Origin of the sequence: Picosynechococcus sp. PCC 7003, from assembly GCF_001693255.1 — a bacterium.
GTDB lineage: Bacteria > Cyanobacteriota > Cyanobacteriia > Cyanobacteriales > MRBY01 > MRBY01.
The window spans coordinates 2,080,443-2,103,451 of sequence record NZ_CP016474.1 but is presented as its reverse complement, the minus strand read 5'-3'; the positions used below and the strand labels follow the sequence as shown (position 1 = coordinate 2,103,451).

Annotated in this window: 18 protein-coding genes and 1 pseudogene; 14 read left to right on the top strand and 5 right to left on the bottom strand. The window is 50.1% G+C overall.

The annotated features are described in order from the left end of the window. Positions 1–16: 16 nt before the first annotated feature. Together AWQ21_RS10045 and AWQ21_RS10040 are read left to right on the top strand one after the other, a co-directional pair. Complete coding sequence (locus AWQ21_RS10045; protein ID WP_065714429.1) at positions 17–1,432, top strand: GTP-binding protein; 1,416 nt, start codon at positions 17–19, stop codon at positions 1,430–1,432. Positions 1,433–1,494: 62 nt separating this feature from the next. Beyond that, on the top strand, positions 1,495–1,935 hold the full coding sequence (locus AWQ21_RS10040; RefSeq protein ID WP_065714428.1) for an OsmC family protein: 441 nt from the start codon (positions 1,495–1,497) through the stop codon (positions 1,933–1,935). Here the strand turns inward: AWQ21_RS10040 and AWQ21_RS10035 are convergent. Then, entirely contained in the window at positions 1,932–2,870 is a 939-nt protein-coding gene (locus tag AWQ21_RS10035) for a serine hydrolase (protein ID WP_065714427.1), read from the bottom strand. The two genes, AWQ21_RS10040 and AWQ21_RS10035, sit on opposite strands and share 4 nt — an antisense overlap. Positions 2,871–2,937: 67 nt before the next feature. Between AWQ21_RS10035 and AWQ21_RS10030 the strand changes: the two genes are divergently transcribed. Next, entirely contained in the window at positions 2,938–3,519 is a 582-nt protein-coding gene (locus AWQ21_RS10030) for a DUF924 family protein (protein ID WP_065714426.1), read from the top strand. Between the two features lie 58 nt (positions 3,520–3,577). Beyond that, positions 3,578–4,201, top strand: coding sequence for a ribonuclease H-like domain-containing protein (locus tag AWQ21_RS10025; RefSeq protein ID WP_065714425.1), 624 nt, complete (start codon positions 3,578–3,580; stop codon positions 4,199–4,201). Between the two features lie 6 nt (positions 4,202–4,207). Here the strand turns inward: AWQ21_RS10025 and AWQ21_RS10020 are convergent, their stop codons facing one another. Both AWQ21_RS10020 and AWQ21_RS10015 read right to left on the bottom strand, forming a co-directional pair. Further along, a complete protein-coding gene (locus AWQ21_RS10020; RefSeq protein ID WP_065714424.1) occupies positions 4,208–4,759 on the bottom strand; it encodes a phycobiliprotein lyase in 552 nt (183 codons plus the stop codon). Positions 4,760–4,848: 89 nt separating this feature from the next. Further along, positions 4,849–5,601: a hypothetical protein gene (locus AWQ21_RS10015; protein ID WP_065714423.1), complete on the bottom strand. Its 753-nt coding sequence runs from the start codon at positions 5,599–5,601 to the stop codon at positions 4,849–4,851. Positions 5,602–5,754: 153 nt separating this feature from the next. On the opposite strand from AWQ21_RS10015, the gene AWQ21_RS10010 reads away from it, so the two are divergent. Beyond that, on the top strand, positions 5,755–6,144 hold the full coding sequence (locus AWQ21_RS10010; RefSeq protein ID WP_065714422.1) for a hypothetical protein: 390 nt from the start codon (positions 5,755–5,757) through the stop codon (positions 6,142–6,144). A 24-nt stretch (positions 6,145–6,168) separates the two neighbouring features. Next, entirely contained in the window at positions 6,169–6,594 is a 426-nt protein-coding gene (locus AWQ21_RS10005; RefSeq protein ID WP_065714421.1) for a hypothetical protein, read from the top strand. On the opposite strand, the gene hisD is transcribed toward AWQ21_RS10005, so the two are convergent. After that, positions 6,583–7,896 (bottom strand): histidinol dehydrogenase, encoded by a 1,314-nt coding sequence (hisD, locus tag AWQ21_RS10000; RefSeq protein WP_065714420.1) that lies wholly within the window; start codon positions 7,894–7,896, stop codon positions 6,583–6,585. The genes AWQ21_RS10005 and hisD overlap by 12 nt on opposite strands. Positions 7,897–8,135: 239 nt before the next feature. Between hisD and rpsT the strand changes: the two genes are divergently transcribed. The 6 genes and pseudogenes from rpsT to AWQ21_RS09970 all read left to right on the top strand — a co-directional run. After that, positions 8,136–8,435, top strand: a complete 300-nt coding sequence (gene rpsT / locus AWQ21_RS09995; protein ID WP_065714419.1) for a 30S ribosomal protein S20 — start codon at positions 8,136–8,138, stop codon at positions 8,433–8,435. Between the two features lie 75 nt (positions 8,436–8,510). Continuing rightward, positions 8,511–9,290: a TatD family hydrolase gene (locus tag AWQ21_RS09990; protein ID WP_065714418.1), complete on the top strand. Its 780-nt coding sequence runs from the start codon at positions 8,511–8,513 to the stop codon at positions 9,288–9,290. Positions 9,291–9,499: 209 nt separating this feature from the next. Continuing rightward, the gene (rpoB, locus tag AWQ21_RS09985; RefSeq protein WP_065714417.1) at positions 9,500–12,811 is read left to right on the top strand and encodes a DNA-directed RNA polymerase subunit beta; all 3,312 of its coding nucleotides are present in this window, start codon (positions 9,500–9,502) and stop codon (positions 12,809–12,811) included. Positions 12,812–12,924: 113 nt separating this feature from the next. Then, entirely contained in the window at positions 12,925–14,835 is a 1,911-nt protein-coding gene (locus tag AWQ21_RS09980; RefSeq protein WP_065714416.1) for a DNA-directed RNA polymerase subunit gamma, read from the top strand. A gap of 91 nt (positions 14,836–14,926) precedes the next feature. After that, on the top strand, positions 14,927–18,922 hold the full coding sequence (locus AWQ21_RS09975) for a DNA-directed RNA polymerase subunit beta' (protein WP_065714415.1): 3,996 nt from the start codon (positions 14,927–14,929) through the stop codon (positions 18,920–18,922). 188 nt (positions 18,923–19,110) lie between these two features. Continuing rightward, a pseudogene (locus tag AWQ21_RS09970) lies at positions 19,111–19,417 on the top strand (transposase); the annotation flags it as partial. Between the two features lie 135 nt (positions 19,418–19,552). On the opposite strand, the gene AWQ21_RS09965 reads toward AWQ21_RS09970, so the two are convergent. Beyond that, positions 19,553–21,136 carry an NAD(P)H-quinone oxidoreductase subunit 4 gene (locus tag AWQ21_RS09965; RefSeq protein WP_065714413.1) on the bottom strand — a complete coding sequence of 528 codons (1,584 nt, stop codon included), beginning with the start codon at positions 21,134–21,136 and terminating at the stop codon, positions 19,553–19,555. 317 nt (positions 21,137–21,453) lie between these two features. On the opposite strand from AWQ21_RS09965, the gene AWQ21_RS09960 reads away from it, so the two are divergent. Both AWQ21_RS09960 and hrcA read left to right on the top strand, forming a co-directional pair. After that, the gene (locus AWQ21_RS09960; protein ID WP_065714412.1) at positions 21,454–21,810 is read left to right on the top strand and encodes a rhodanese-like domain-containing protein; all 357 of its coding nucleotides are present in this window, start codon (positions 21,454–21,456) and stop codon (positions 21,808–21,810) included. A gap of 113 nt (positions 21,811–21,923) precedes the next feature. Next, positions 21,924–22,970, top strand: coding sequence for a heat-inducible transcriptional repressor HrcA (gene hrcA, locus AWQ21_RS09955; RefSeq protein ID WP_065714411.1), 1,047 nt, complete (start codon positions 21,924–21,926; stop codon positions 22,968–22,970). The last annotated feature ends 39 nt before the right edge of the window (positions 22,971–23,009 follow it).

Genomic DNA, 23,009 nt, shown 5'->3' with positions numbered 1-23,009 from the left:
AAATTGTATTAAAGCGATGGTGGACTGGTCACAGACAGATTTAGAAGGGGCGATCGCCAACTTTTCAGAAATTCAAACGGAAATCAATTATCAACATGCCCAGGATGTCCTCCGCCACGCGTTGCAACATTTGGATCTCACCCAGACGGAACAACGGGGCCTAGAGGGAGAAATTGCCCAGCTTTCACAGATGCTGGATAAACTTGAGCAAACCCGTCTGCAGATCGCGGCCTTTGGTTTGGTGGGGCGCGGCAAGTCCTCGGTTTTAAATGCCCTACTAGGGAAAGAAATTTTTCAGACCGGAGCCCTCCATGGTGTCACAACGGATATTCAGCAGGTACCTTGGACGTTGCAAACGGAGGCGATCGCCAATAGCGAAATTCAGCGGGCCACTTTTTTTCGGGAAGGCCAGGGACGTTTAGAACTAATCGATACCCCAGGTATTGACGAAGTGAACGGCGAAACCCGCGAACAGCTCGCTAAACTGATTGCCAAGCAAATGGATTTATTGCTGTTTGTCATCGCTGGGGACATGTCACGGGTCGAATTTGAAGCGTTGTCCCAACTCCGGGATGTGGGCAAGCCGATGCTCTTGGTCTTTAACAAAGTAGACCAATATCCCAGCACTGACCGAGATTTAATTTATCAAACCATTTGCGATCGCCGGGTGAAAGAATTACTCTCCCCCGCAGAAATTGTCATGGTTTCAGCGGCTCCCCTCGTGACTAAAATCACCACCGATGCCACAGGACAACGCCATGTCATTCGGGAACGGGGGCCAGCGAATGTGATTGATCTCAAGTTAAAAATCCTCGAAATCCTCGACCGAGAAGGGAAAGCTCTCCTCGCCCTCAACTCCATGCTCTTTGTGGATCGGCTCCATGGCCAACTGACCCAACGCAAACTGCTGCTGCGCACCCAGGCCGCCGATCGCCTCATTGAACGGGCGATGCTCACCAAGGCGGTTGCTGTGGCTTTAAATCCCGTGACGGTCATGGATGTGTTTAGTGGGGCGGTGGTGGATGTGGCCCTGATTATCCGTTTAGCCCAGTGGTATGGTCTGCCTTTAAATCAGCGGGAGGCGATCGCCCTGCTCCAAAAAATTGTGTTGAGTATGGGTGGCATTAGCCTTGGGGAAGTGCTGGCGAATTTTGGCCTAAGCTCCCTGAAAACAGCTTTAGGCGTCAGCGCGCCCTTTACGGGAGGCTTATCGGTAATGCCTTACCTTTCCGTGGCAGTGACCCAAGGGGCGATCGCCGGACTGACGACCAACATCATCGGCAAAAGTACCCAAATCTATTTAGCCAATGGTGGTTCCTGGGGAGACGCTGATCCAAAAGTTGTCGTTAAAAACATCATTGAATCTTTGGATCGAGACTCGATTTTGCACCGGTTGCGCCAAGAACTCACGGCTAAATTACAGCCTCAATAGAGCGCCCCCAAAAGGTACCGCTAAGATAGTGATTATATCGGTATATAATTCCCTAGTAAAAAATGACAAGCCAACCTCTTCCCCATCACTACACTGTCCAAGCTAGGGCCACCAGCGCTAGCAATGTCACCCTCGAAAGTGCTGGCCTGAACACCATTGAGTCTGCTCCCCCCGTAGACTTTGGCGGGCCGGAAGGATACTGGTCACCGGAAACTCTTTTGGTAGCCGCGATCGCCGATTGTTTTATCCTCAGTTTCCGGGGAACGGCCCGGGCCTCTAATTTTGCCTGGGAATCTTTGCATTGTTCGGTGGCGGGCACCCTAGAAAAAGCGGATCGTTTGACCCAATTTACCCATTATCAAATTACAGCAACCCTCACGATCCCTCCGGAGAGTGATCCCACCAAGGGCGATCGCCTCCTCCATAAAGCAGAAGCCAATTGTTTGATTACAAATTCCCTTTCGGGCACTGTCTCCCTTGAGACTGCCATTCAGGTACGTTAAATCTTGGCGATCGCCCCCAGGATTTGCTCGGAAATAAAGGGGAGAATGGCGCGATTTTGTGCGTTGGCTTCCCCTTCCGTAAACACAACTAATAAATAGGGTTGCTGCCCCGGCACTTCGATATAAGCCGCATCATGGCGGGCACGACTTGTCCAACCCGCCTTTGACCATAGTTGACTATCTTCCGGGAGCACTTCCCCCAAGAAGCCTGTCACTTGGTTTTCCTCGTCAAATTCTTGCAGATCCGCCGGCTCAAGGGAGCGATTCAATAAACGGATCATGCTTTGACAACGCTCCCGGGAGACGGCGACGCCGCCCATAATGCTATGAAATAACCGGGCGATCGCATTGGTGGTGAGCATATTGCGATTTTCGTAGTTTGCCCCCAAAAACTGCCGTTCCCGACCATAGGGGCCATCACTCCAAGGCTTTTGGTTAACGTTGATCGAGGTAAGTTCCTCCCAACCGAGAGAGTGATAATAACGGTTGATAATGTTGCGCTGGTGGCTCCAGGTTTGCAGGGGTTCCGGGGGGAGTTCTGGGCCGCTGGTGGTTCCTGTAAGGCTATCGATAATGTAACTGGTGGCATCATTACTCGACTCAACAATCATGTCCTGGATCGCCCGTTCTAGCTCGGTGCTGTCCTGGAGCATGCGTCCTTCTAACCATTCATGGATCGCCACTAAATAAAAAAGTTTCACCACACTTGCTGGATAAAGGCGCACATCACCCCGGTATTGAAACCCCCGGATCGGATGTTCCCAAAAGGCTTCTGGGGAAAGGGCACCGTCGGTATTGACCACCACTGGATTGTCGTAAACCAACCACGTTAAAGCGATTTGTTCGGGACTCAGGCTGGGAAATTTTCGCCAGGTCGTCTGTAAAATTTGCTGTCCTAGTTCCGTAAGGCGATCGCAACTTTGATAGAACGGCACACCCTCTCTCCTTGCTTACATTAATGGTAAGATTCTGGCATATTTTCAGTGGGAGAAACGGCTCTTAATGGCTGAACGATGGGAAACAGTCTTGAATTTTTGGTTCGGTCGCCCCGGTGAGCCGCATTATGGTCAGCCCCGCAAAGAATGGTTCACTAAAAGTCAGGCCTTTGACACTGTCGTTGCTGAAACCCTAGGGCCTCTACACCAACGGGCGATCGCCGCAGAATTTAGTACCTGGTGTGAGGCCCCTCAATCTTGCTTGGCCTTAATTTTGCTGCTGGATCAAGTGCCCCGTAATCTTTTTCGCGGTGATCCCCAAGCCTTTGCCACCGATCCCCAGGCCTTAGCCCTAGCGAAACAGGCGATCGCCGAAAAGTTTGATCAAGATCTTTTGCCAGTCCAACGGGTCTTTCTTTATCTCCCTTTTGAGCACAGTGAAAATCTCGCTGATCAACATCAATCTCTAGCGTTGTTTCGTCAACTGGAAAAAAATACTGAGCTGGGCGGTGATTTTTTGGCCTATGCCCAGCGCCATTTTGGCGTTATTCAGCAGTTTGGGCGTTTTCCCCACCGCAATCAAATTTTAGGCCGCGACAGCACCGAGGCAGAATTAGCATTTTTGACTCGACCAGGCTCCTCCTTTTAACAGGCTATCCTGATGATAATAATTACGCCATTTTTTATTTAAAACTTAGACTAAAACCATGGATAAATTTGCACTCTTCGACCAAGACCTCAGCCCCGAAATTTTAGAGCGTTACCTAAAGTCTGGGGCGATCGCCATCGACACCGAAACCATGGGCCTCAATCCCTACCGCGATCGCCTTTGTCTGGTGCAACTCTGTGATGACGATGGTGACGTCAGTGCCATTCGTATTGCCCAGGGTCAAACTGCCGCCCCCAACTTAAAAACCTTGATGGAAGCCCCTGAAATCACAAAAGTTTTTCACTTTGCGCGATTTGATATTGCCCAACTGCGCCATGTCTTTGGCATCGAAACCCAGCCTTTTTTCTGCACCAAAATCGCCAGCAAATTAGCCCGCACCTACACCTCTAGCCACGGCCTAAAAGCATTGGTCAAAGAATTAATGGGCGTTGAACTAGACAAATCAGCCCAAAGTTCCGACTGGGGAAATGTGGCAGCCCTCAGCACAGAACAACTCAAATACGCCTCAAACGATGTGCGTTATCTCATTCCGATGATGCATAAATTAACGGCCATGCTCCAGCGCGAAAACCGTTGGCCTCTGATGGAAGAATGTCTCCGTTGTCTCCCCACTTTTATCAGCTTAGATTTGGCCTTTTACGACAATGTTTTTGAGCACTAACACACCTTAACCACTAGCCTCAGTTGTTACTTCTGAGGTTCTTGTGGGTTCAATAATCCGGCGAATTTCAGAATAAAAAGCGGTCTGTAAAACACCCGTTTTGCCTGTGACGATATTGGTTCTGAGGCGGAGATTTTCATTGCCAAACCATTGCCGCTCGATGATTTTTACTTCCCCCGCTTGCAAGGTAACGATCAAAATTTGATCTTCCCCAAGACGATACTGACCTTGGGCAAAGGTCCGCTCATCTAGGCTAAAGGCTTGCCCTTGGGTCGGCTGGTCAGGGTTAATCACAAAGGCAAAGAGAGAACTCCCAACGGCTTTTGGTTTACCCCAATCCACGGAGGTGTCCCAACTGCTCTGGAAGACACGCCAATGTTCATTGGGAGCCTGGGCGATCGCCGTGGCAAAACGACTGACTTCTGGATGATCTAGGGGCAGCAGCTCAAAGGCTAAATTGGCTTTGCCATTATCAGGCTCCGGGTTGTGGGCTTGATAAAATGTGCGCTGGGCGAACCAATTGCCCGCACTCTGATGGATAAAGGCGTTGATATCCATAAAAACAGTTACAACAGGATAAAAGTCAGAATTCGATCCATCATACCGGACTGCCCCAGGGCTGACAAAAATCAGTTATTCCTAGTCAGTTACTCCCAGTAATAGTTATCGTTACGCACGGTTTGGGGGGTGCGGTAGTTATAAGGCTCAATGCTCAGGGCACTACTGAGGATTAAATCCAGGTCACGGTCAGCATCAAAGGCGATTACTTCACCGCTACTGTTGCCGCCAAGCAACCAACCACCCAGGGCACCGAGGCCACCACCCAGGAGAATTTCCCCGAAATCAATGCTGCGATCGCCTGTGATCAACGCAATAATCGTCGCCGCCCCAGCCCCGATCGCCGCTCCTTCCAGGAGATCACCGCCATCGGCACCTTCATTGATATTTTCAACCCGATTGTTGACCCGGGATTCAGCATAAATGCGCTGGCTGTCATTATTATCAAAAACCAACCGTTCGGCAATGAATTGGGAACCGCCCCGTACAGGCCGAATTTGCCCCTCAATTTCTGTGCCGTAGGGAATTAAAATTTGGCCATTGCGATCCCGCAGGTTGGCGGCCACTTCCACGGTCACATCAAGGGTTTCTTCAGAGGACACCAAAATGCGCTCTGCATCAGGGTACATCACCGGAATACTCGTGCCCCGCGCAATGGTGATCGTTTGGCCATAGTATTGGCCCTGACGCTGAATGGTCGTGTTGCGGTTTGACTGACGTGGGAAAAGTTGGGCCTGGGCTGGATTTAGTGCAGCAAAGGGGGCGATCGCCGTACTCAAGAGCAAGGCACTCAAACAAGTAATGGTGCCGGTTTTCCCAGGAGAGATTGAAGTAGTAGACATGGCAAATATCCCTTTACTGAATAATTAAACTGAAAACTAATTTACAGAGGTCAGTCTTTAAAGACGCGAGCTTGGGGTCGTTTGTTTCCAATGGCCCAGGCATCCCTCGTTATAATCTATAGACATTCCCTTGAGAAGGCCCAGAATTTTTGCATGTTTGGACAGTTTCAGCAGAGTAATATTCGCCTCGAAATCAACGCGTCTAGCCAGACCATCCGCGAAAGCCTGACCCAGCCCCAGCAACTCAAACAATGGCTCTGGTTGCAACGCTGGCCGGAGATGCCTGCCCAATTGACTGCGGGAACGACCTTTACGACCCAGATTGGGATTGTGCCCATTCACCACACCGTTGAGACGCTCCATGACCACGGTATCCGGTTTCTGTTGCGTCAGGGGATTGACGGTTTCCATGGGTGGTCTTGGGATGATGGCTGGCTCCAGTCCCATTTAGAAGGCGTTTCTCTGTTACCGTTAAATTTGGGTCAGACAGTAACGCTGCTCAGTTTACGTCGTTTTATCGAAACCAAAGCAGCACAACCGTAAACAAAATTTCTGTGTGAATCATTTATGGAAAGGGGATTATTGTGGCTGCCGCTCTTGGCGCTGTTCATTGGCTTAGCCTGGGCTGGTTGGGCCGAATATCAAAAAATCGAAGCCTATCAACGGTGGGCGGAGGGTTTTGATCAAGCGAAATATGATCTGTATTCAATCCTGGGCTATCGCAATGGTCAGATCACCTACGGCAAGGCGACCCGACGGGGGATGGTGGATCTGCAAACGGTGGCGATCGCCTCAATCCAAAAGATTGCCCTACGTGTTGATCAGCAAATCATTGATCGCTTAGACGAACCAGAAGATCTTCCCCGGCAAGGAAAAGCATTTTTATTACTCGAAACTCAGAATCAAGAAACGATCGAAATTCCCTTTACCCAAATTGAATTGGCCGCCCAATGGGGCCTGTACCTCCGTAAATTTTTGGGGTTAGGAATCTAGGGTTTGACCTTTCTGGGTACGCAACCGCACTGATTCCCCGTGGGAGGGGAGGCCTTCAGCTTCGGCGAGGGTTTGTACGGCACTGGCAACGTTTTGGAGTGCTTTCGCCGAATATTGAATAATACTGGAGTGCTTCATAAAGGTTTCCACGCCGAGGGCTGAGGCATAGCGAGCCGCACCAGCCGTCGGCAGGGTATGGTTTGGCCCCGCGAGATAATCCCCCACCGCTTCTGGGGTCGAGTGACCCAGGAAAATAGCCCCAGCATGGCGAATGAAGGGCAAGAGTTCCCAGGGTTCCGCCACTTCCAATTCCAAGTGTTCTGGGGCAAAGAGATTAGACAGTTCGGCGGCTTTTTCGAGGGAGTCAACCACCACCACTAAGCCGTAGTGGGCGATCGCTTTTTCAGTAAGTTCCTGGCGGGGATGATTTTCTAACTGTTGGGCCACCGCTGCCTGTACCTGTTCGGCAAATTCTTGATCAGGGGTGAGTAAGATCGCTGCGGCCAAGGGGTCATGTTCTGCCTGGGCAAGGAGATCCGCCGCCACGTGGGTCGGGTTCGCACTATTGTCCGCAATGACCAGCACTTCCGAAGGCCCCGCCAAAGAATCAATCCCCACGCGGCCATAGACCATTTTTTTGGCGAGGGTAACGAAAATATTCCCTGGCCCGGTGATTACATCCACCGCTGGAATTGTCTCCGTACCGTAAGCGAGGGCGGCGATCGCCTGGGCACCACCAACACGATAAATTTCCTCAATCCCTGCTTCTTGAGCCGCAACCAAAACCGCTGGATTAATTTTGAGATCTGGCCCTGGGGGCGTCACCATCACAATTTTGGGCACGCCAGCGACCTTCGCCGGAATGGCATTCATGAGTACCGTGCTCGGATAGGCAGCGCGGCCCCCTGGCACATACAGACCCGCCCGATCCACAGCAGTATAACGTTTCCCTAAAACAACATCATGCTGGCCAAACTGCACCCAGGACTTGGGTACCCGTTGACGGTGAAAGGCTTCAATCTGCCGACTCGCCAGTTGGATCGCCTCTAGCAGGGGACGGTCAATTTGTTGGTAGGCCGCATCTAGCTCGGCGGCGGAAACCCTTAATTTTTCGGGGGTGAGGGTTTGGCGATCAAATTTTGCTGTGAAATCAACCAACGCGCGATCACCACTATTTTTCACCGCTGTGACAATCTCTTTCACCGCCGCCTCTTGGGTTAGAGCTACATCATGGGAGGTGCGGTTCGCAATACGTTGTAACTCAGAAGGGGCATCAGTCTGCTGATAGAGAATGCGCAGCATAGAAAATATCAATCACTCATTGCTTAAAATCTTGCTTCATTCTACTGAATTTTCCTAACCAATGGCAGCCATTCCGCGTTTAGCCTCGGTTTTCGTGGTAAAATTTCACCTCTGAAATTAGAGACATCCAACTCCTAACCTAAATTCTGCGGTGATTGATCTCAGTGGGGCAACTTTTGCTACAATGAGATTTTTGATCATCTATATTTATCTGTCCACCTAAATTAACCTAGACCACTGTGGCTAATATTAAATCTGCGATTAAGCGTATCCAAATTGCTGAACGTAATCGTCTCCGCAACAAATCCTATAAGTCTGCGGTCAAGACCCTCACCAAAAAATGCCTCCAAGCGATTGAACAATATGCAGCGGCTCCCTCTGCAGATGCCCAGGCAGAAGCACAAAAATATCTCTCTGCAACCTACAGCAAAATTGACAAAGCTGTGAAACGGGGAGTTTACCATCACAATACGGCTGCCCGGAAAAAGGCACAACTCGCGAAGGAATTTAAGCAGGCGACTGGACAAGTGGCAGCCTAGGACTAGGGAGCGGTCGTGTTCTCTAGGGTTTTCCCTGTTTGCTAACTATTTAAAGGAGCCGCTGTCACTTTTACCATGCAACTTGTTGACACCCATGTGCACATCAACTTCGATGTTTTCCAAGAGGATATCGAGGCGATCGCCAGCCGTTGGCGTGCCGCTGGTGTTGCCCATTTGGTCCATTCCTGCGTCGAACCGCGAGAGTTCACTGAAATCCAAGCCTTAGTTGATCGGTTTCCGGAGCTAAAGTTCTCTGTTGGCCTGCATCCCCTCGATGCAGATAAATGGACAGAGACCATGGCCTCAGAAATCAAGACCCTGGCCCAGAGTGATCCGCGAATCGTTGCCCTTGGGGAAATGGGCCTAGACTTTTTTAAGGCGGATAACCATCACCACCAAAAAAAGGTGCTTAGGGCGCAACTTGAGCTGGCAACAGAACTCGATTTGCCCGTGATCATCCACTGTCGTGATGCGGCAGCGGAGTTGTTGGCAATCTTTAAGGAGTTTCAAGCTGGCAACCGGCCCGTGCGTGGTGTAATGCATTGCTGGAGTGGCACTCCCGAAGAAACTCAATGGTTTCTTGACCTCGGTTTTTTCGTGAGCTTTAGTGGTGTGGTGACCTTCAAAAATGCTGAACAGGTCAGGGATTCCGCTCGTCTAGTGCCTGATGATCGTCTTTTGATCGAAACAGATTGTCCTTTTCTCGCCCCTGTACCCAAACGGGGAAAGCGAAATGAACCAGCCTTTGTCCGCCATGTGGCAGAATACCTTGCCCAATTACGGGAAACTTCTTTGGAAACCCTTGCCCAACAAACGACAGCTAATGCCCGTCAGCTGTTTCGACTGCACTTCTAAATATCTTTTTTATTTTGTCGGCATTCTCGTTACCTCAGGGTTAAACCTAGGGCTCAGAGAAGGTCGCATTCTGCTGTAGGAGCTTTTGTCCCGGACTACCATTGAAGGGCCTTTGACTTCTACGCCAACTCTCTACCTAACCCAAGGCGATCGCCTGCCATCTGCTGCGCCACATTGCCTCCCAGTTATCCCGACCCAAGATAATACCTATGACTCATATCACCCAAAGCCTGCTTCCTGATCTAATTGATATTCAACGGTCAAGCTTTCGTTGGTTCCTTGAAAAAGGGTTAATTGAGGAGCTCAACAGTTTCTCGCCCATCACCGACTATACCGGCAAATTAGAGCTGCACTTCATTGGGGAAAAATATCGTCTCAAAGAACCCAAGTACAGCATGAGTGAGGCAAAGAGTCGGGATAGCACCTATGGTGTCCAGATGTATGTGCCCACCCGGCTTATTAACAAAGAAACCGGCGAAATCAAAGAACAGGAAGTCTTCATTGGAGACCTGCCGCTGATGACAGACCGTGGCACCTTCATTATCAATGGTGCAGAGCGAGTCATCGTCAACCAAATTGTGCGATCGCCTGGGGTTTATTACAAATCCGAAGTCGACAAACATGGCCGTCGCACCTACTCCGCGTCCCTTATTCCGAACCGAGGCGCATGGCTGAAATTTGAAACCGACAAAAATAACATTGTCTGGGTACGGATCGACAAAACCCGTAAGCTTTCGGCCCAGGTACTCCTCAAGGCCATGGGGCTGTCCGACAGCGAAATCCTTGATGCCCTCCGCCATGCCGACTTCTACCAAAAAACCCTTGAAAAAGAAGGCAATCCCAGCGAAGAAGAAGCGCTCCTCGAACTCTATCGCAAGCTCCGCCCCGGTGAACCCCCCACGGTTAGCGGTGGTCAGCAGCTCTTAGAATCCCGCTTCTTTGATAACAAGCGCTATGACTTAGGTAAAGTGGGTCGGTACAAAATTAATAAAAAGTTGCGGCTCAATATCCCCGACACCGTACGGGTACTCACCCCCACCGACATTCTCTCGGCGATCGACTACCTCATTAACCTAGAGTTCGATACCGGAAATATTGACGACATCGATCACCTGGGCAACCGTCGTGTGCGCTCCGTCGGTGAACTATTGCAAAACCAAGTGCGTGTTGGTCTAAACCGTCTAGAGCGCATCATTCGTGAACGTATGACCGTCAGCGAAGCCGACACCTTAACACCAGCCTCCTTGGTTAACCCGAAGCCCTTGGTCGCTGCAATTAAGGAATTCTTCGGTTCCTCCCAGCTTTCTCAGTTTATGGATCAAACCAATCCACTGGCAGAATTGACCCACAAGCGGCGTCTATCTGCCCTCGGCCCTGGTGGTCTAACCCGTGAACGAGCCGGCTTTGCCGTCCGAGATATCCACCCCACCCAGTACGGTCGTATCTGCCCCGTCGAAACTCCAGAAGGTCCCAACGCAGGTCTCATTGGTTCCCTCGCAACCTATGCCCGCGTCAACGAATATGGCTTTATTGAAACGCCCTATTACAAAGTCGAGAACGGTAAAATCCTTTTTGACCAAGGCTCTGTTTACCTCACTGCAGGCGAAGAAGACGATCTACGGGTTGCCCCCGGGGATGTACCGCGGGATGAAGACGGTAACATTCTCGGTGAAACGGTTCCTGTCCGCTATCGTCGGGAATTCTCGACCACAACCCCCGAACAGGTGGACTACGTGGCAGTTTCCCCCCTACAGATTGTCTCTGTTGCAACCTCACTGATTCCCTTCCTTGAGCATGATGATGCAAACCGTGCTCTGATGGGCTCTAACATGCAACGACAGGCAGTTCCCCTATTACGCCCTGAGCGTCCCCTTGTCGGTACTGGCTTGGAAGCCCAAGCAGCCCGCGACTCCGGGATGGTAATTGTGTCCCGGTGCGACGGTGTTGTCACCTTTGTTGACGCCACTGTAATCCGCGTGCAGCCGACGGGTGAAGGCACGGAAGATGCAGCCGAAATTGTTTATCCCCTGCAAAAATACCAGCGTTCTAACCAAGACACTTGCCTTAATCAACGTCCCCTCGTGGACATTGGCGAAGATGTCGTCGCTGGCCAAGTCCTCGCAGATGGTTCTGCCACCGAAGGGGGGGAAATCGCCCTCGGCCAAAACGTGACGATCGCCTATATGCCCTGGGAAGGCTACAACTATGAGGACGCAATCTTAATCAGTGAGCGTCTTGTGTATGACGATGTGTACACCAGTATTCACATCGAAAAATTCGAAATTGAAGCCCGTCAAACAAAACTAGGGCCTGAAGAAATCACCCGGGAAATTCCCAACGTCGGGGAAGAGGCACTACGCCACCTCGATGAACAAGGGATTATCCGCATTGGTGCTTGGGTAGAATCGGGTGATATTTTGGTGGGTAAAGTGACTCCTAAAGGGGAATCTGATCAGCCACCGGAAGAAAAACTCCTACGGGCAATCTTCGGAGAAAAAGCCCGGGATGTACGGGATAACTCTCTCCGGGTTCCCAACGGTGAAAAGGGGCGTGTTGTTGATGTCCGCGTCTTTACCCGTGAGCAGGGCGATGAATTGCCCCCTGGCGCCAATATGGTGGTTCGAGTCTATGTAGCTCAAAAACGAAAAATCCAGGTCGGGGACAAAATGGCAGGCCGCCACGGGAATAAGGGGATTATTTCTCGCATTCTCCCGATTGAAGATATGCCCTATTTACCCGACGGTTCCCCTGTCGATATTGTGCTCAATCCTCTTGGGGTACCGTCCCGGATGAACGTGGGTCAAGTTTTTGAATGTCTTCTAGGCTGGGCCGGTGAACATCTCAATGCCCGCTTTAAGATGATGCCTTTCGACGAAATGCATGGGGCTGAAGCGTCGCGGGAAACGGTACATGGCAAAATTCGCGAAGCGGCAAAAAAACCAAACAAAGACTGGGTTTTCAATGAAGATGAACCCGGTAAAATCCAAGTTTACGATGGCCGGACTGGAGAATCCTTTGATCGCGCCGTGACCGTCGGTAAAGCGTACATGCTTAAGCTCGTTCACCTGGTTGACGATAAAATCCACGCCCGTTCTACGGGGCCGTACTCTCTGGTTACCCAGCAGCCCCTTGGTGGTAAAGCCCAGCAGGGTGGTCAACGATTCGGAGAAATGGAGGTTTGGGCGCTCGAAGCCTACGGAGCCGCCTATACTCTCCAAGAGTTGCTCACGGTGAAATCCGACGATATGCAAGGACGTAACGAAGCGTTAAATGCAATCGTCAAAGGGAAGCCAATTCCTCGTCCAGGCACTCCCGAATCATTCAAAGTTCTAATGCGGGAACTACAGTCCTTGGGTCTAGATATTGCTGTTCATAAAGTGGAAGCAGCCGATGACGGTACCAGTCGTGATGTGGAAGTAGATTTGATGATGGATAACCAACGTCGTGCTCCTAACCGGCCGACCTATGAGTCAGTTAACAATGAAGACCAAGAGGATTTAGTAGAAGAGGCAGCAGAGTAAGCATGCTTAAAAGTGTAGTGGGGCCAGAATTTTCAAAATGTGCCCCACGCGTTTTCAAGCTTGCACAGGCCAAATTGTATTCGTCGAGTCGTTTTTAAAGAGCAGTTACGGGCATGAAAAGTCAACAAGAGCAACATTTCGATTACGTCAAAATTGGTATTGCCTCCCCTGAACGGGTCCGCCAGTGGGGAGAGCGGACTTTACCAAATGGTCAAACCGTCGGTGAAGTCACGAAACCAGAAACCATTAACTACCGGACATTAAAGCCGGAAATGGATGGTTTATTTTGTGAGCGAATTTTTGGCCCAGCTAAGGACTGGGAATGTCACTGTGGTAAATACAAGCGGGTCAGACACCGGGGTATTGTCTGTGAACGTTGTGGCGTAGAGGTGACTGAATCCCGGGTACGTCGTCATCGCATGGGGTACATTAAACTCGCGGCGGCAGTTACCCACGTTTGGTATCTCAAGGGAATTCCCAGCTACCTCAGCATTTTGCTGGACATGGCACTACGGGATGTGGAACAAATTGTTTATTTCAACGCCTATGTCGTCCTTGATCCGGGTAATGCGACTAACCTCAGCTACAAGCAACTGTTGACGGAAGATCAGTGGTTAGAAATTGAAGAGCAACTCTACAGTGAAGATTCTCAGTTAGAGGATGTGGAAGTTGGCATTGGAGCCGAGGCCATTGAACGTTTGTTACAAGAGCTCGAGTTAGAGGCGATCGCCGAGGAACTACGGGAAGGGATTGCCAATTCTAAGGGGCAAAAACGGGCGAAGTTAATTAAACGTTTACGCGTTATTGATAACTTTATTGCGACTGGGGCACGTCCTGAATGGATGGTTTTAAACAGCATTCCTGTCATTCCACCGGATCTGCGTCCCATGGTGCAGCTTGATGGGGGACGTTTTGCCACCTCTGATTTGAATGATCTCTATCGCCGCGTTATTAACCGAAATAACCGTTTGGCTCGATTACAGGAAATTCTTGCGCCAGAAATTATCGTCCGCAACGAAAAACGGATGTTACAAGAGGCGGTGGATGCGTTAATTGATAATGGCCGTCGTGGTCGGACAGTCGTCGGTGCCAATAACCGTCCCCTTAAGTCTTTGTCGGACATTATTGAAGGGAAGCAAGGTCGTTTCCGTCAAAACCTTCTTGGGAAACGGGTTGACTATTCCGGTCGTTCTGTCATCGTGGTTGGGCCAAAGCTAAAAATTTATCAGTGTGGTCTACCCCGTGAAATGGCCATTGAGCTATTCCAGCCTTTTGTCATTCAGCGATTGATTAAGAGCACCATCGTCAGCAATATCAAGGCGGCGAAGAAGCTAATTCAACGGGGTGATGAAAGTGTTTGGGATGTGCTCGCCGAAGTGATTACGGGTCACCCTGTGCTACTTAACCGGGCACCAACGCTACACCGATTAGGGATTCAGGCCTTTGAACCCATTCTCGTAGAGGGCCGGGCGATTCAATTGCACCCGCTGGTTTGTCCTGCGTTTAACGCTGACTTTGACGGTGACCAGATGGCAGTGCACGTGCCTTTATCTTTGGAGGCCCAGGCGGAAGCGCGTCTGTTGATGTTGGCTTGTCATAATATTCTTTCGCCAGCTACGGGTAAGCCCATTGTGGCTCCGTCCCAGGATATGGTTTTAGGTTGTTATTATTTGACGGCGGAAAATCCAGGGGCGCAGCGGGGTGCGGGACGCTACTTTAGCAGTATGGATGATGCGTTGCGGGCCTATGAGCAAGGAGATGTGGATTTACATGCCTATGTATGGTTACGCTACCTCGGTGATGTTGAGACCAATGAGGCAGATGATCGGGTGTTGGAATCTGAAACGTTAGAGGACGGTTCTATTTTGAAAATTTACCGTGAGCGGAAAGTTCGGGAAACGGCAGAGGGTGAAATGATTAGTCAGTTTATCCGCACGACACCGGGACGAATTATCTACAACAAGACAATCCAGGATGCCCTTGATTTGACAGGACGAACGCTCCCAGAGGGCCTGCCTGTGTAAGGCGACTGTAAATGGAAAGAAAAGGGCGATCGCCTTTTTCTTTCTTTAGTTTTTCTTCTTAAGTTATTAACACCAGAGACCACAAAAAACCATGACAAAGGAAAAACCCGCCGTTTTTTATAACCGCATCATCGATAAAGGACGCCTGAAAAAACTGATGTCCTGGGCCTACACCAGTTTTGGTTCTGCCCACTGTGCCACCATGGCCGACGAATTGAAGACCCTTGGTTTTCGTTACGCAACCCAGGCTGGTGTGTCGATTAGTGTCGATGACCTCCAGGTGCCTCCCATCAAGCGGCAGATGCTAGACAGTGCCGAACAAGAAATTAAAACCACAGAAGCTCGCTATTCCCGTGGTGAAATCACTGAGGTTGAACGTTTCCAAAAAGTAATTGACACCTGGAACAGTACTTCCGAATCCCTCAAAGATGAAGTGGTCAAAAACTTCCGGGAAACCAACCCCCTCAACTCCGTCTACATGATGGCATTCAGTGGTGCCCGGGGTAATCTTTCCCAGGTGCGTCAGTTGGTTGGGATGCGTGGTTTGATGGCGGATCCCCAAGGGGAAATCATTGACTTGCCGATTAAAACCAACTTCCGGGAAGGTCTCACAGTCACGGAATACATTATTTCTTCCTATGGTGCCCGTAAAGGTCTGGTAGATACCGCCCTTCGTACAGCAGACTCTGGTTATTTGACCCGACGTTTGGTGGATGTTTCCCAGGATGTGATTGTTCGCGAAGAAGACTGCGGCACCGCCCGGGGCCTCAAACTCCGCGCCATGACCGATGGTGAACGCGAACAGATTTCCCTCGAAGACCGCCTCTTTGGTCGGGTGCTCAATGCCGATGTGGTCGATCCCAAAACAGGAGAAGTCATTGCCCAGCGGAATCAAGATATTGACGCGGATCTGGCAAAGAAAATTGCAACAACGGTAAAGGAAGTAGAAGTGCGATCGCCTTTGACCTGTGAAGCAGCCCGTTCCGTCTGTCGCAAGTGCTATGGTTGGAGTCTCGCCCATGGTCACATGGTTGATATGGGAGAAGCCGTCGGGATTATTGCGGCCCAATCCATTGGGGAACCCGGCACCCAGTTAACCATGCGGACTTTCCACACAGGGGGGGTATTTACCAAGGAAGCAGCCCGGACGATCAAGGCTTCCAAAGCTGGTACGATTCAGTTTAAAGATGGCCTCAGCACTCGACGGATGCGGACGCCCCACGGGGATGAAGTAGAACAGGTAGAAGTAGCCGGCACCCTGGTACTGAAGCCCAGTGATAACGGCAAAATGGTGAGCCATGCCCTCTCCCCTGGTTCCTTTGTCCTGGTAGCAGAAGGCGCTTCTGTCAAGAAAGGCGATCTGCTGGTTGAGGTTGGCGCGGGTCAGAAAACCCAAAAATCTACCGAGAGAGCGACCAAAGACGTTTCTTCCGATCTAGCTGGGGAAGTTCTGTTTGACAACCTCATCGCAGAAGAAAAAACTGACCGTCAAGGCAATACAACCCGCTCCGCCCAAAGAAGTGGTTTGATGTGGGTTCTAGCTGGGGATGTCTATAATCTGCCGGCTGGGGCTGAACCTGTCGTTGAAAACGGCACCCATGTCAATGTGGGCGATATTCTGGCTGAGACCAAATTAGTTTCCCTCTCCGGTGGTGTTGTACGACTCATTCCCAATAGCCGAGAGATTGAAATTGTCACGGCTTCGGTGCTCCTAGATGAGGCGAAGGTGCTCCATGAAACTGGCGGCGGCTCAGAGCAATACGTCATTGAAACCTCTAAAGGGGATCAGTTCCTCCTGAAAACAGCCCCTGGCACGAAGGTTCAAAACAATGCCAACATCGCCGAACTCATCGATGATCGCTACCGGACGACCACCGGGGGGATCATCAAATATGCTGGCGTAGAGGTGGCCAAAGGCACGAAAAAACAGGGTTATGAAGTCCTGAAAGGGGGCACACTCCTCTGGATCCCGGAAGAAACCCACGAGGTCAACAAAGATAGCTCGCTCCGTATCGTCGAAGATGGCCAGTATGTCGAAGCGGGAACGGAAGTCGTTAAGGACATTTTCTCCCAATCGGCTGGGGTGGCAGAGGTCATCGAAAAGAATGACATTCTCCGGGAAGTGATTATTAAGCCGGGTGAATTGCACCTCACCGAAGAGGCGATCGCCGACAAATATCACGAACAACTGATTCAGCCCGGTGAAGAAGTTATCCCTGGGGTGACCATCGACAAACTAAGCTACGGTGAAAAAGTGATCAGCACCGAAGGGGTGGCCCTTCTTGTCCGTCCCGTCGAGGAATTCCAAGTCGAGGATACTCCGGTTGAACCGTCCCAAGGTTCCATTAACGAACAGGGAGCCGGCCGGAATATCGAACTCCATTCCGTCCAGCGCCTATTTTTCAAAGATGGCGAACGGGTTAAATCCGTGGATGGCGTTTCTCTCCTGAGCACCCAATTGATTATCGAAATTGGCGCTATTGAAGGGGAAGATGAAGACGTCCTCGCAAACCTCTATGCGGACATTGAACTTCAAGATGATCCCACCGATGACGAAGTTAAACGTCTGCAGTTGGTGATTCTTGAATCCTTGATTCTCCGCCGTGATTCCGATAGTGATCCCTTTGGCGGCCAAGTTCAGACCCGACTCATGGTCGAAGACGGCCAAGAGATTTTACCCGGTGCAGTGGTGGCCCGCACGGAAATCCAATGTAAAGAACCCGGTGAAGTTCGGGGGATTCGCTCTGGTCAAGAAGCGATTCGTCGTTTATTGATTGTGCGCGATAGCGATCGCCAAACCCTAGCTATCGACGGCAAAGCCAAGGTCAAAGAAAATACCCTGGTGGTTGCTGGCACCGAAATTGCTGAAGGCGTTGTGATCGAAGATTCCGCCCAAGTCCTCAAAGTCAGCGACAAAGAAATTGTCCTCCGTCACGCTCGGCCTTACCGTGTGTCCGGTGGTGCAGTCCTGCACATCGACGAAGGTGATCTCGTCCAACGGGGTGACAATCTTGTTCTACTCGTCTTTGAGCGGGCAAAAACCGGGGACATCATCCAGGGTCTCCCCCGGATCGAAGAATTGCTCGAAGCCCGGAAACCCAAGGAAGCAGCAGTGCTCGCCCGTCGTCCTGGTACCTGCCAAGTCGAATACCTTGATGATGAAACCGTGGATGTCAAAGTCATCGAAGATGACGGTGTCATTAGCGAATATCCGGTCAGCCTAAACCAAAGTGTGATGGTGGTCGATGGTCAACGGGTTGGCCCCGCAGAAGCCCTCACCGATGGCTTGAATAATCCCCACGAAATCCTGGAAATTTTCTTCGATTACTACGCTGAGAGTAAGGGGATCTACGACGCGGCTTTGATTGGTCTCCGGGAATCCCAACGGTTCTTGGTAGAAGAAGTACAGCGGGTTTACCAGTCCCAGGGCATTGACATTTCTGATAAACACATCGAAGTGATCGTGCGCCAGATGACGGCAAAAGTCCGCATCGATGATGGTGGCGACACCACAATGTTGCCAGGGGAGTTAATCGAGCTACGTCAAGTAGAACAGGTTAACGAAGCAATGTCGATTACTGGTGGCGCGCCGGCTCGTTATACTCCGGTACTCCTGGGGATTACTAAAGCTTCCTTGAACACCGACAGCTTTATCTCTGCGGCTTCCTTCCAAGAGACCACACGGGTACTCACCGAAGCAGCTATTGAAGGGAAATCTGACTGGTTGCGGGGCCTCAAGGAAAACGTGATTATCGGTCGCTTGATTCCGGCGGGAACGGGGTTTGCAAGCCAAAATGATTTCGTAGACGAAGGGACTTCACGGTCTCCCAATGGCTACAGCAATGTTGTGACTAATGACAATGGTGCTGGGTTGTCGAGCCGCTCCTACGATGATCTTGATGGCAGCGAAATTCTTGATGATCAAACAGCGCGAGCCTTTACGGAAGGAAAATCGAATCGCAAGGACATTATCTCTGGCGATGAACTAATTTCTGATGATACGCCGATTCCGTCGGACGTTCAGGGGAAAGCGCCTGTAATTGATGATGATGCGATGATTGATGATAACTGGATGAAGGATCAATAATGGCGATCTGATCACCAAAAATCGTTAGATAATGTGGGTTAGTCTGTGGACTGGCCCACTTTTTTGTGTAGTTATAGTAAATTCGAATAAAGAATGGAGGGAAAAGATGTATGGCTTAGACCTCAGAACAAGAGTGGTGAACTTTGTCCGCTCTGGCGGCAGCAAAGCAGAAGCAGCAAGACGCTATGATGATTGCCCCGATGTTGGTTACAGGAAGCGTGAATGCCATCTGTTTTGAGACATGGTTATCCCATTGGTTGATGCCGCAGTTGAAGGAGAACTCAATATTAGTCACGGATAATGCTCCAATTCACCGCAAAAGCAGGATAAGGGAACTTGCCGACCAGAAGGGGCACATCGTCAAGTTTCTGCCAAAGTACTCCCCAGATTTCAACAAAATAGAACATGATTGCTGCTCTCAAGAAGAGAAGGGAATATTTGCCGGAGGGAACCAGTCTTGACCAGCTTATTAGAGATTATTGCGATGACCCTTAATCCTCTAGAACTTATTCGAATCAACTATAACTATAAATAAAATCGGTAGGCGATCGCCTTTGTTTAAGATTTGTTGAGGACAAAAAAAGACGGTGTCCAGTCACACCGCCTAAAGATCACTAGAGGTTATTACGCCTAGGGACGAATCTCTGGAGCATGCAGCACCGCTACATCTAAACTAGGTGCTTTTGCTGTTTGCTGGAGACTCGGCACCGATTGGCGTAGAATCGCCGTCAGATTTTCTGTAGTAGAAGCATAGATCTGGGTAACCGCCTTCGGATACAGACCAATCCCAATAATCGGAATCAACAGACAAGCAATCACAAAAACTTCGCGGGGTTCGGCGTCGATCAGTTTTTCATGCTCCACAAGCTCTTTGTTTTCGGGGCCATAGAGAATTTCCCGCAACATTGAAAGCAGGTAAATCGGCGTTAAAATAACACCCACTGCCGCGAGGAAAACGATGATCACCCGGAAGGTGGGGCTATAGGCGTCACTGGTGGCAAAACCAACAAACACCATTAATTCAGCGACGAAACCACTCATCCCCGGCAACGCCAAAGATGCCATCGAGCAGGTCGTCCACATGGCGAAGATTTTCTTCATCTTTTTGCCGACTCCACCCATTTCATCGAGCATTAGGGTGTGGGTACGGTCATAGGTGGCACCAACCATAAAGAAGAGGCTTGCGCCAATGAGTCCGTGGGAAATCATCTGCAACATTGCGCCGCTGGTGCCCAAATCGGTAAACGAAGCCATCCCAATCAGCACAAAGCCCATGTGGGAAATGGAGGAATAGGCGATTTTTCGTTTGAGATTCCGTTGGGCAAAGGAAGTTAGAGCCGCATAGACAATATTGACGACCCCTAAGATGACGAGAACCGGGCCAAAAAGGGCGTGGGCATCGGGGAGCATCCCGGCATTCATCCGCAGCAGGGCGTAACCACCCATTTTTAAGAGGATGCCTGCCAGGAGCATGTGGGCTGGGGCCGTGGCTTCACCGTGGGCATCGGGGAGCCAGGTATGCAGAGGGAAAATCGGTAACTTCACCCCGTAGGCGATCAGGAGGCCGCCATAGAGCAGCAGTTGGAGGTTAATGCCAAAGTCTTTCTGGGCGATCGCCGTCATATCAAAGGTGACCGTATCTCCATAGAAAGCCATGGTCAGGGCAGCGATCAGAATAAATAACGAGCCGCCAGCGGTATAAAGAATAAATTTCGTTGCGGCATAGAGTCGTTTTTTACCGCCCCAAATGGACAAAATCAGGTAAACCGGAACCAGTTCCAGTTCCCAGGTAAAGAAAAATAGCAACATATCCTGCACGGCAAAGACAGCGATTTGACCGCCATACATCAGCAGCATCAGGAAATAAAATAGCTTCGGCTTAAAGCTCACGGGCCAGGCCGCCAAGATCGCCAAAGTTGTAATAAACCCCGTCAGAAGGATCAAGGGCATGGAGAGGCCATCGGCCCCCACTGACCACCGCAGATCGATTGCTTCGACCCAGGTGTAGCTCTCTACCAGTTGCAGGTTCGGGCTGCCAAAATCGTAGCCCGTGTAAAAGGCTGTCACGATGAACACAAAGTCAATTAAGCCAATGGTCAAGGCATACCAGCGCACTGTTTTCCCATCTTTATCGGGGATGATGGGCAAAAATAATGCCGCAATGATGGGAAATAAAATAATCGTGGATAACCACGGAAAATTCGCAAAGTTCATACAAACTCAAAAAAATTAACGGCTGTTTCTTAAAAATGGAATATTTATATAAATCGTTAACGCAGAACAAAGGCGATCGCCAAGCAGAATGCGTTACCCTGTACCATCTTCAAAAAAGTGGGACAGAAGATCTAACGCCTCTACCGTTACTTGTACCATTCCCAAATTGCCTTGACCGACTCTCCGGGGGAACTGCAATACTCCTTAACCTTGAACCCCCCTAAGGTGAAGATCCCCTAGCAATTCAGCCTTAGCGTTCCCAAATAGAGTCAGAAAATGCTAAAAATGTTCATTTCTTTTACCCTGCCAGCTTAACCATGACAAACCCCAGTTCTAACCCACAACTCCAGGCCGTCAGTCCTACGGTTTTTGCCCAGCGGGTCGCCACGACCGAAGCTTTGCAACTCATTGATGTGCGTGAGCCCTATGAGCTGGATATCGTCGCGCTCCCAGGCTTTACTAATTTACCTCTGAGTCAATTTGAACAATGGGCTCCCCGCATTGCCGTGGACTTTGACCCCCAGGCAGAAACCTATGTGCTCTGTCACCACGGTGTGCGTTCAGCGCAAATGTGTTATTGGCTGCAACAACAAGGATTTACCCAAGTGATCAACATTGAAGGTGGGATTCACTTTTACACTCTCTCTATGGATCAAAGCCTACCGCGCTACTAGGAGAGAATGAGCTATACTAACCCAAACTTAGACCTTAAATCTTTCTTAAGTTGAGCCAAGTTTTTTTACTATTTTTTTATATTTCTTAGTATTGAAAGCGTTACTGTCTGCGTATGGTTGCTCAGAAAATTCTTAATCCCCGTCACCAAAATATTTTTCGAGCAACGGTCAACCATTACATTTCCACGGCGGAACCCGTGGGCTCCAAGACCCTTGTGGAGGAATACGACTTTCAGGTTAGCTCCGCAACCATTCGTAATGTGATGGGAAAATTAGAAAAGGCAGGTTTTTTGTATCAACCTCATGTTTCCGCAGGACGGGTGCCCTCGGATTCTGGGTACCGTTTTTATGTGGATGAACTGGTTACGCCCAATTTCCAGACCCGGAAACGAGCTAGCCAAACGCTACAGGAACAAACCGCCGCAAAATCTTGGGGACTCGAAGCGACCCTCCAACGGGCAACGCAAATTTTAGCGACGTTAAGTGGTTATATTGCTCTGATTACGGTGCCCCATCAAAACTATGCTCGCCTACGTTATCTACAGTTGCTCCCCCTAGGCGACCAAAAGGTGATGATGATTGTGGTGATGGATAGTTATCAACCCCAATCGTTGCCCTTGACCCTAGATTGTGACCCTGATGAGCTAGCCGTTTTGTCGAATTTTTTAAATCACCATCTCCAGGGGCGATCGCTCCAAGAAATTGCCAGTCTTGATCCCCAGGCTTTGGACGAGGACTTTCAGCATTGTCAGCTGCTATTGGAGACGATTTTAGGCAAGATTGCGCAGATTGTGCCCAATACAATTGCGACACCAATTCTGGTGCGAGGCATTTCAGAAGTGCTGCGACAACCTGAATTTTCTCAAATTGAACAGTTACAAACCCTATTGCACTTGCTCGAGGCGAAACAAGAACAACTGCTTCCGGTGGTCTTTAGTGGTTTGCCAGGCGATCGCCCAACGCTGATTCACATTGGCACCGAAAATCCCCTGGAACCGATGAAAACCTGCGCCCTCATTTCCACCTACTATTACCAGGAAAAAACGCCCGTTGGCAGTGTTGCGGTGCTTGGCCCGACGCGGATGTTTTATGAAAATGCGATCGCCTTAGTAGAAGCCACAGCAGACTATCTTTCTGAGAATTTAAAGGGCGATTTTTAGGCTGTAAGCATCGTCAAATACAAGACTCAAATTTATTTT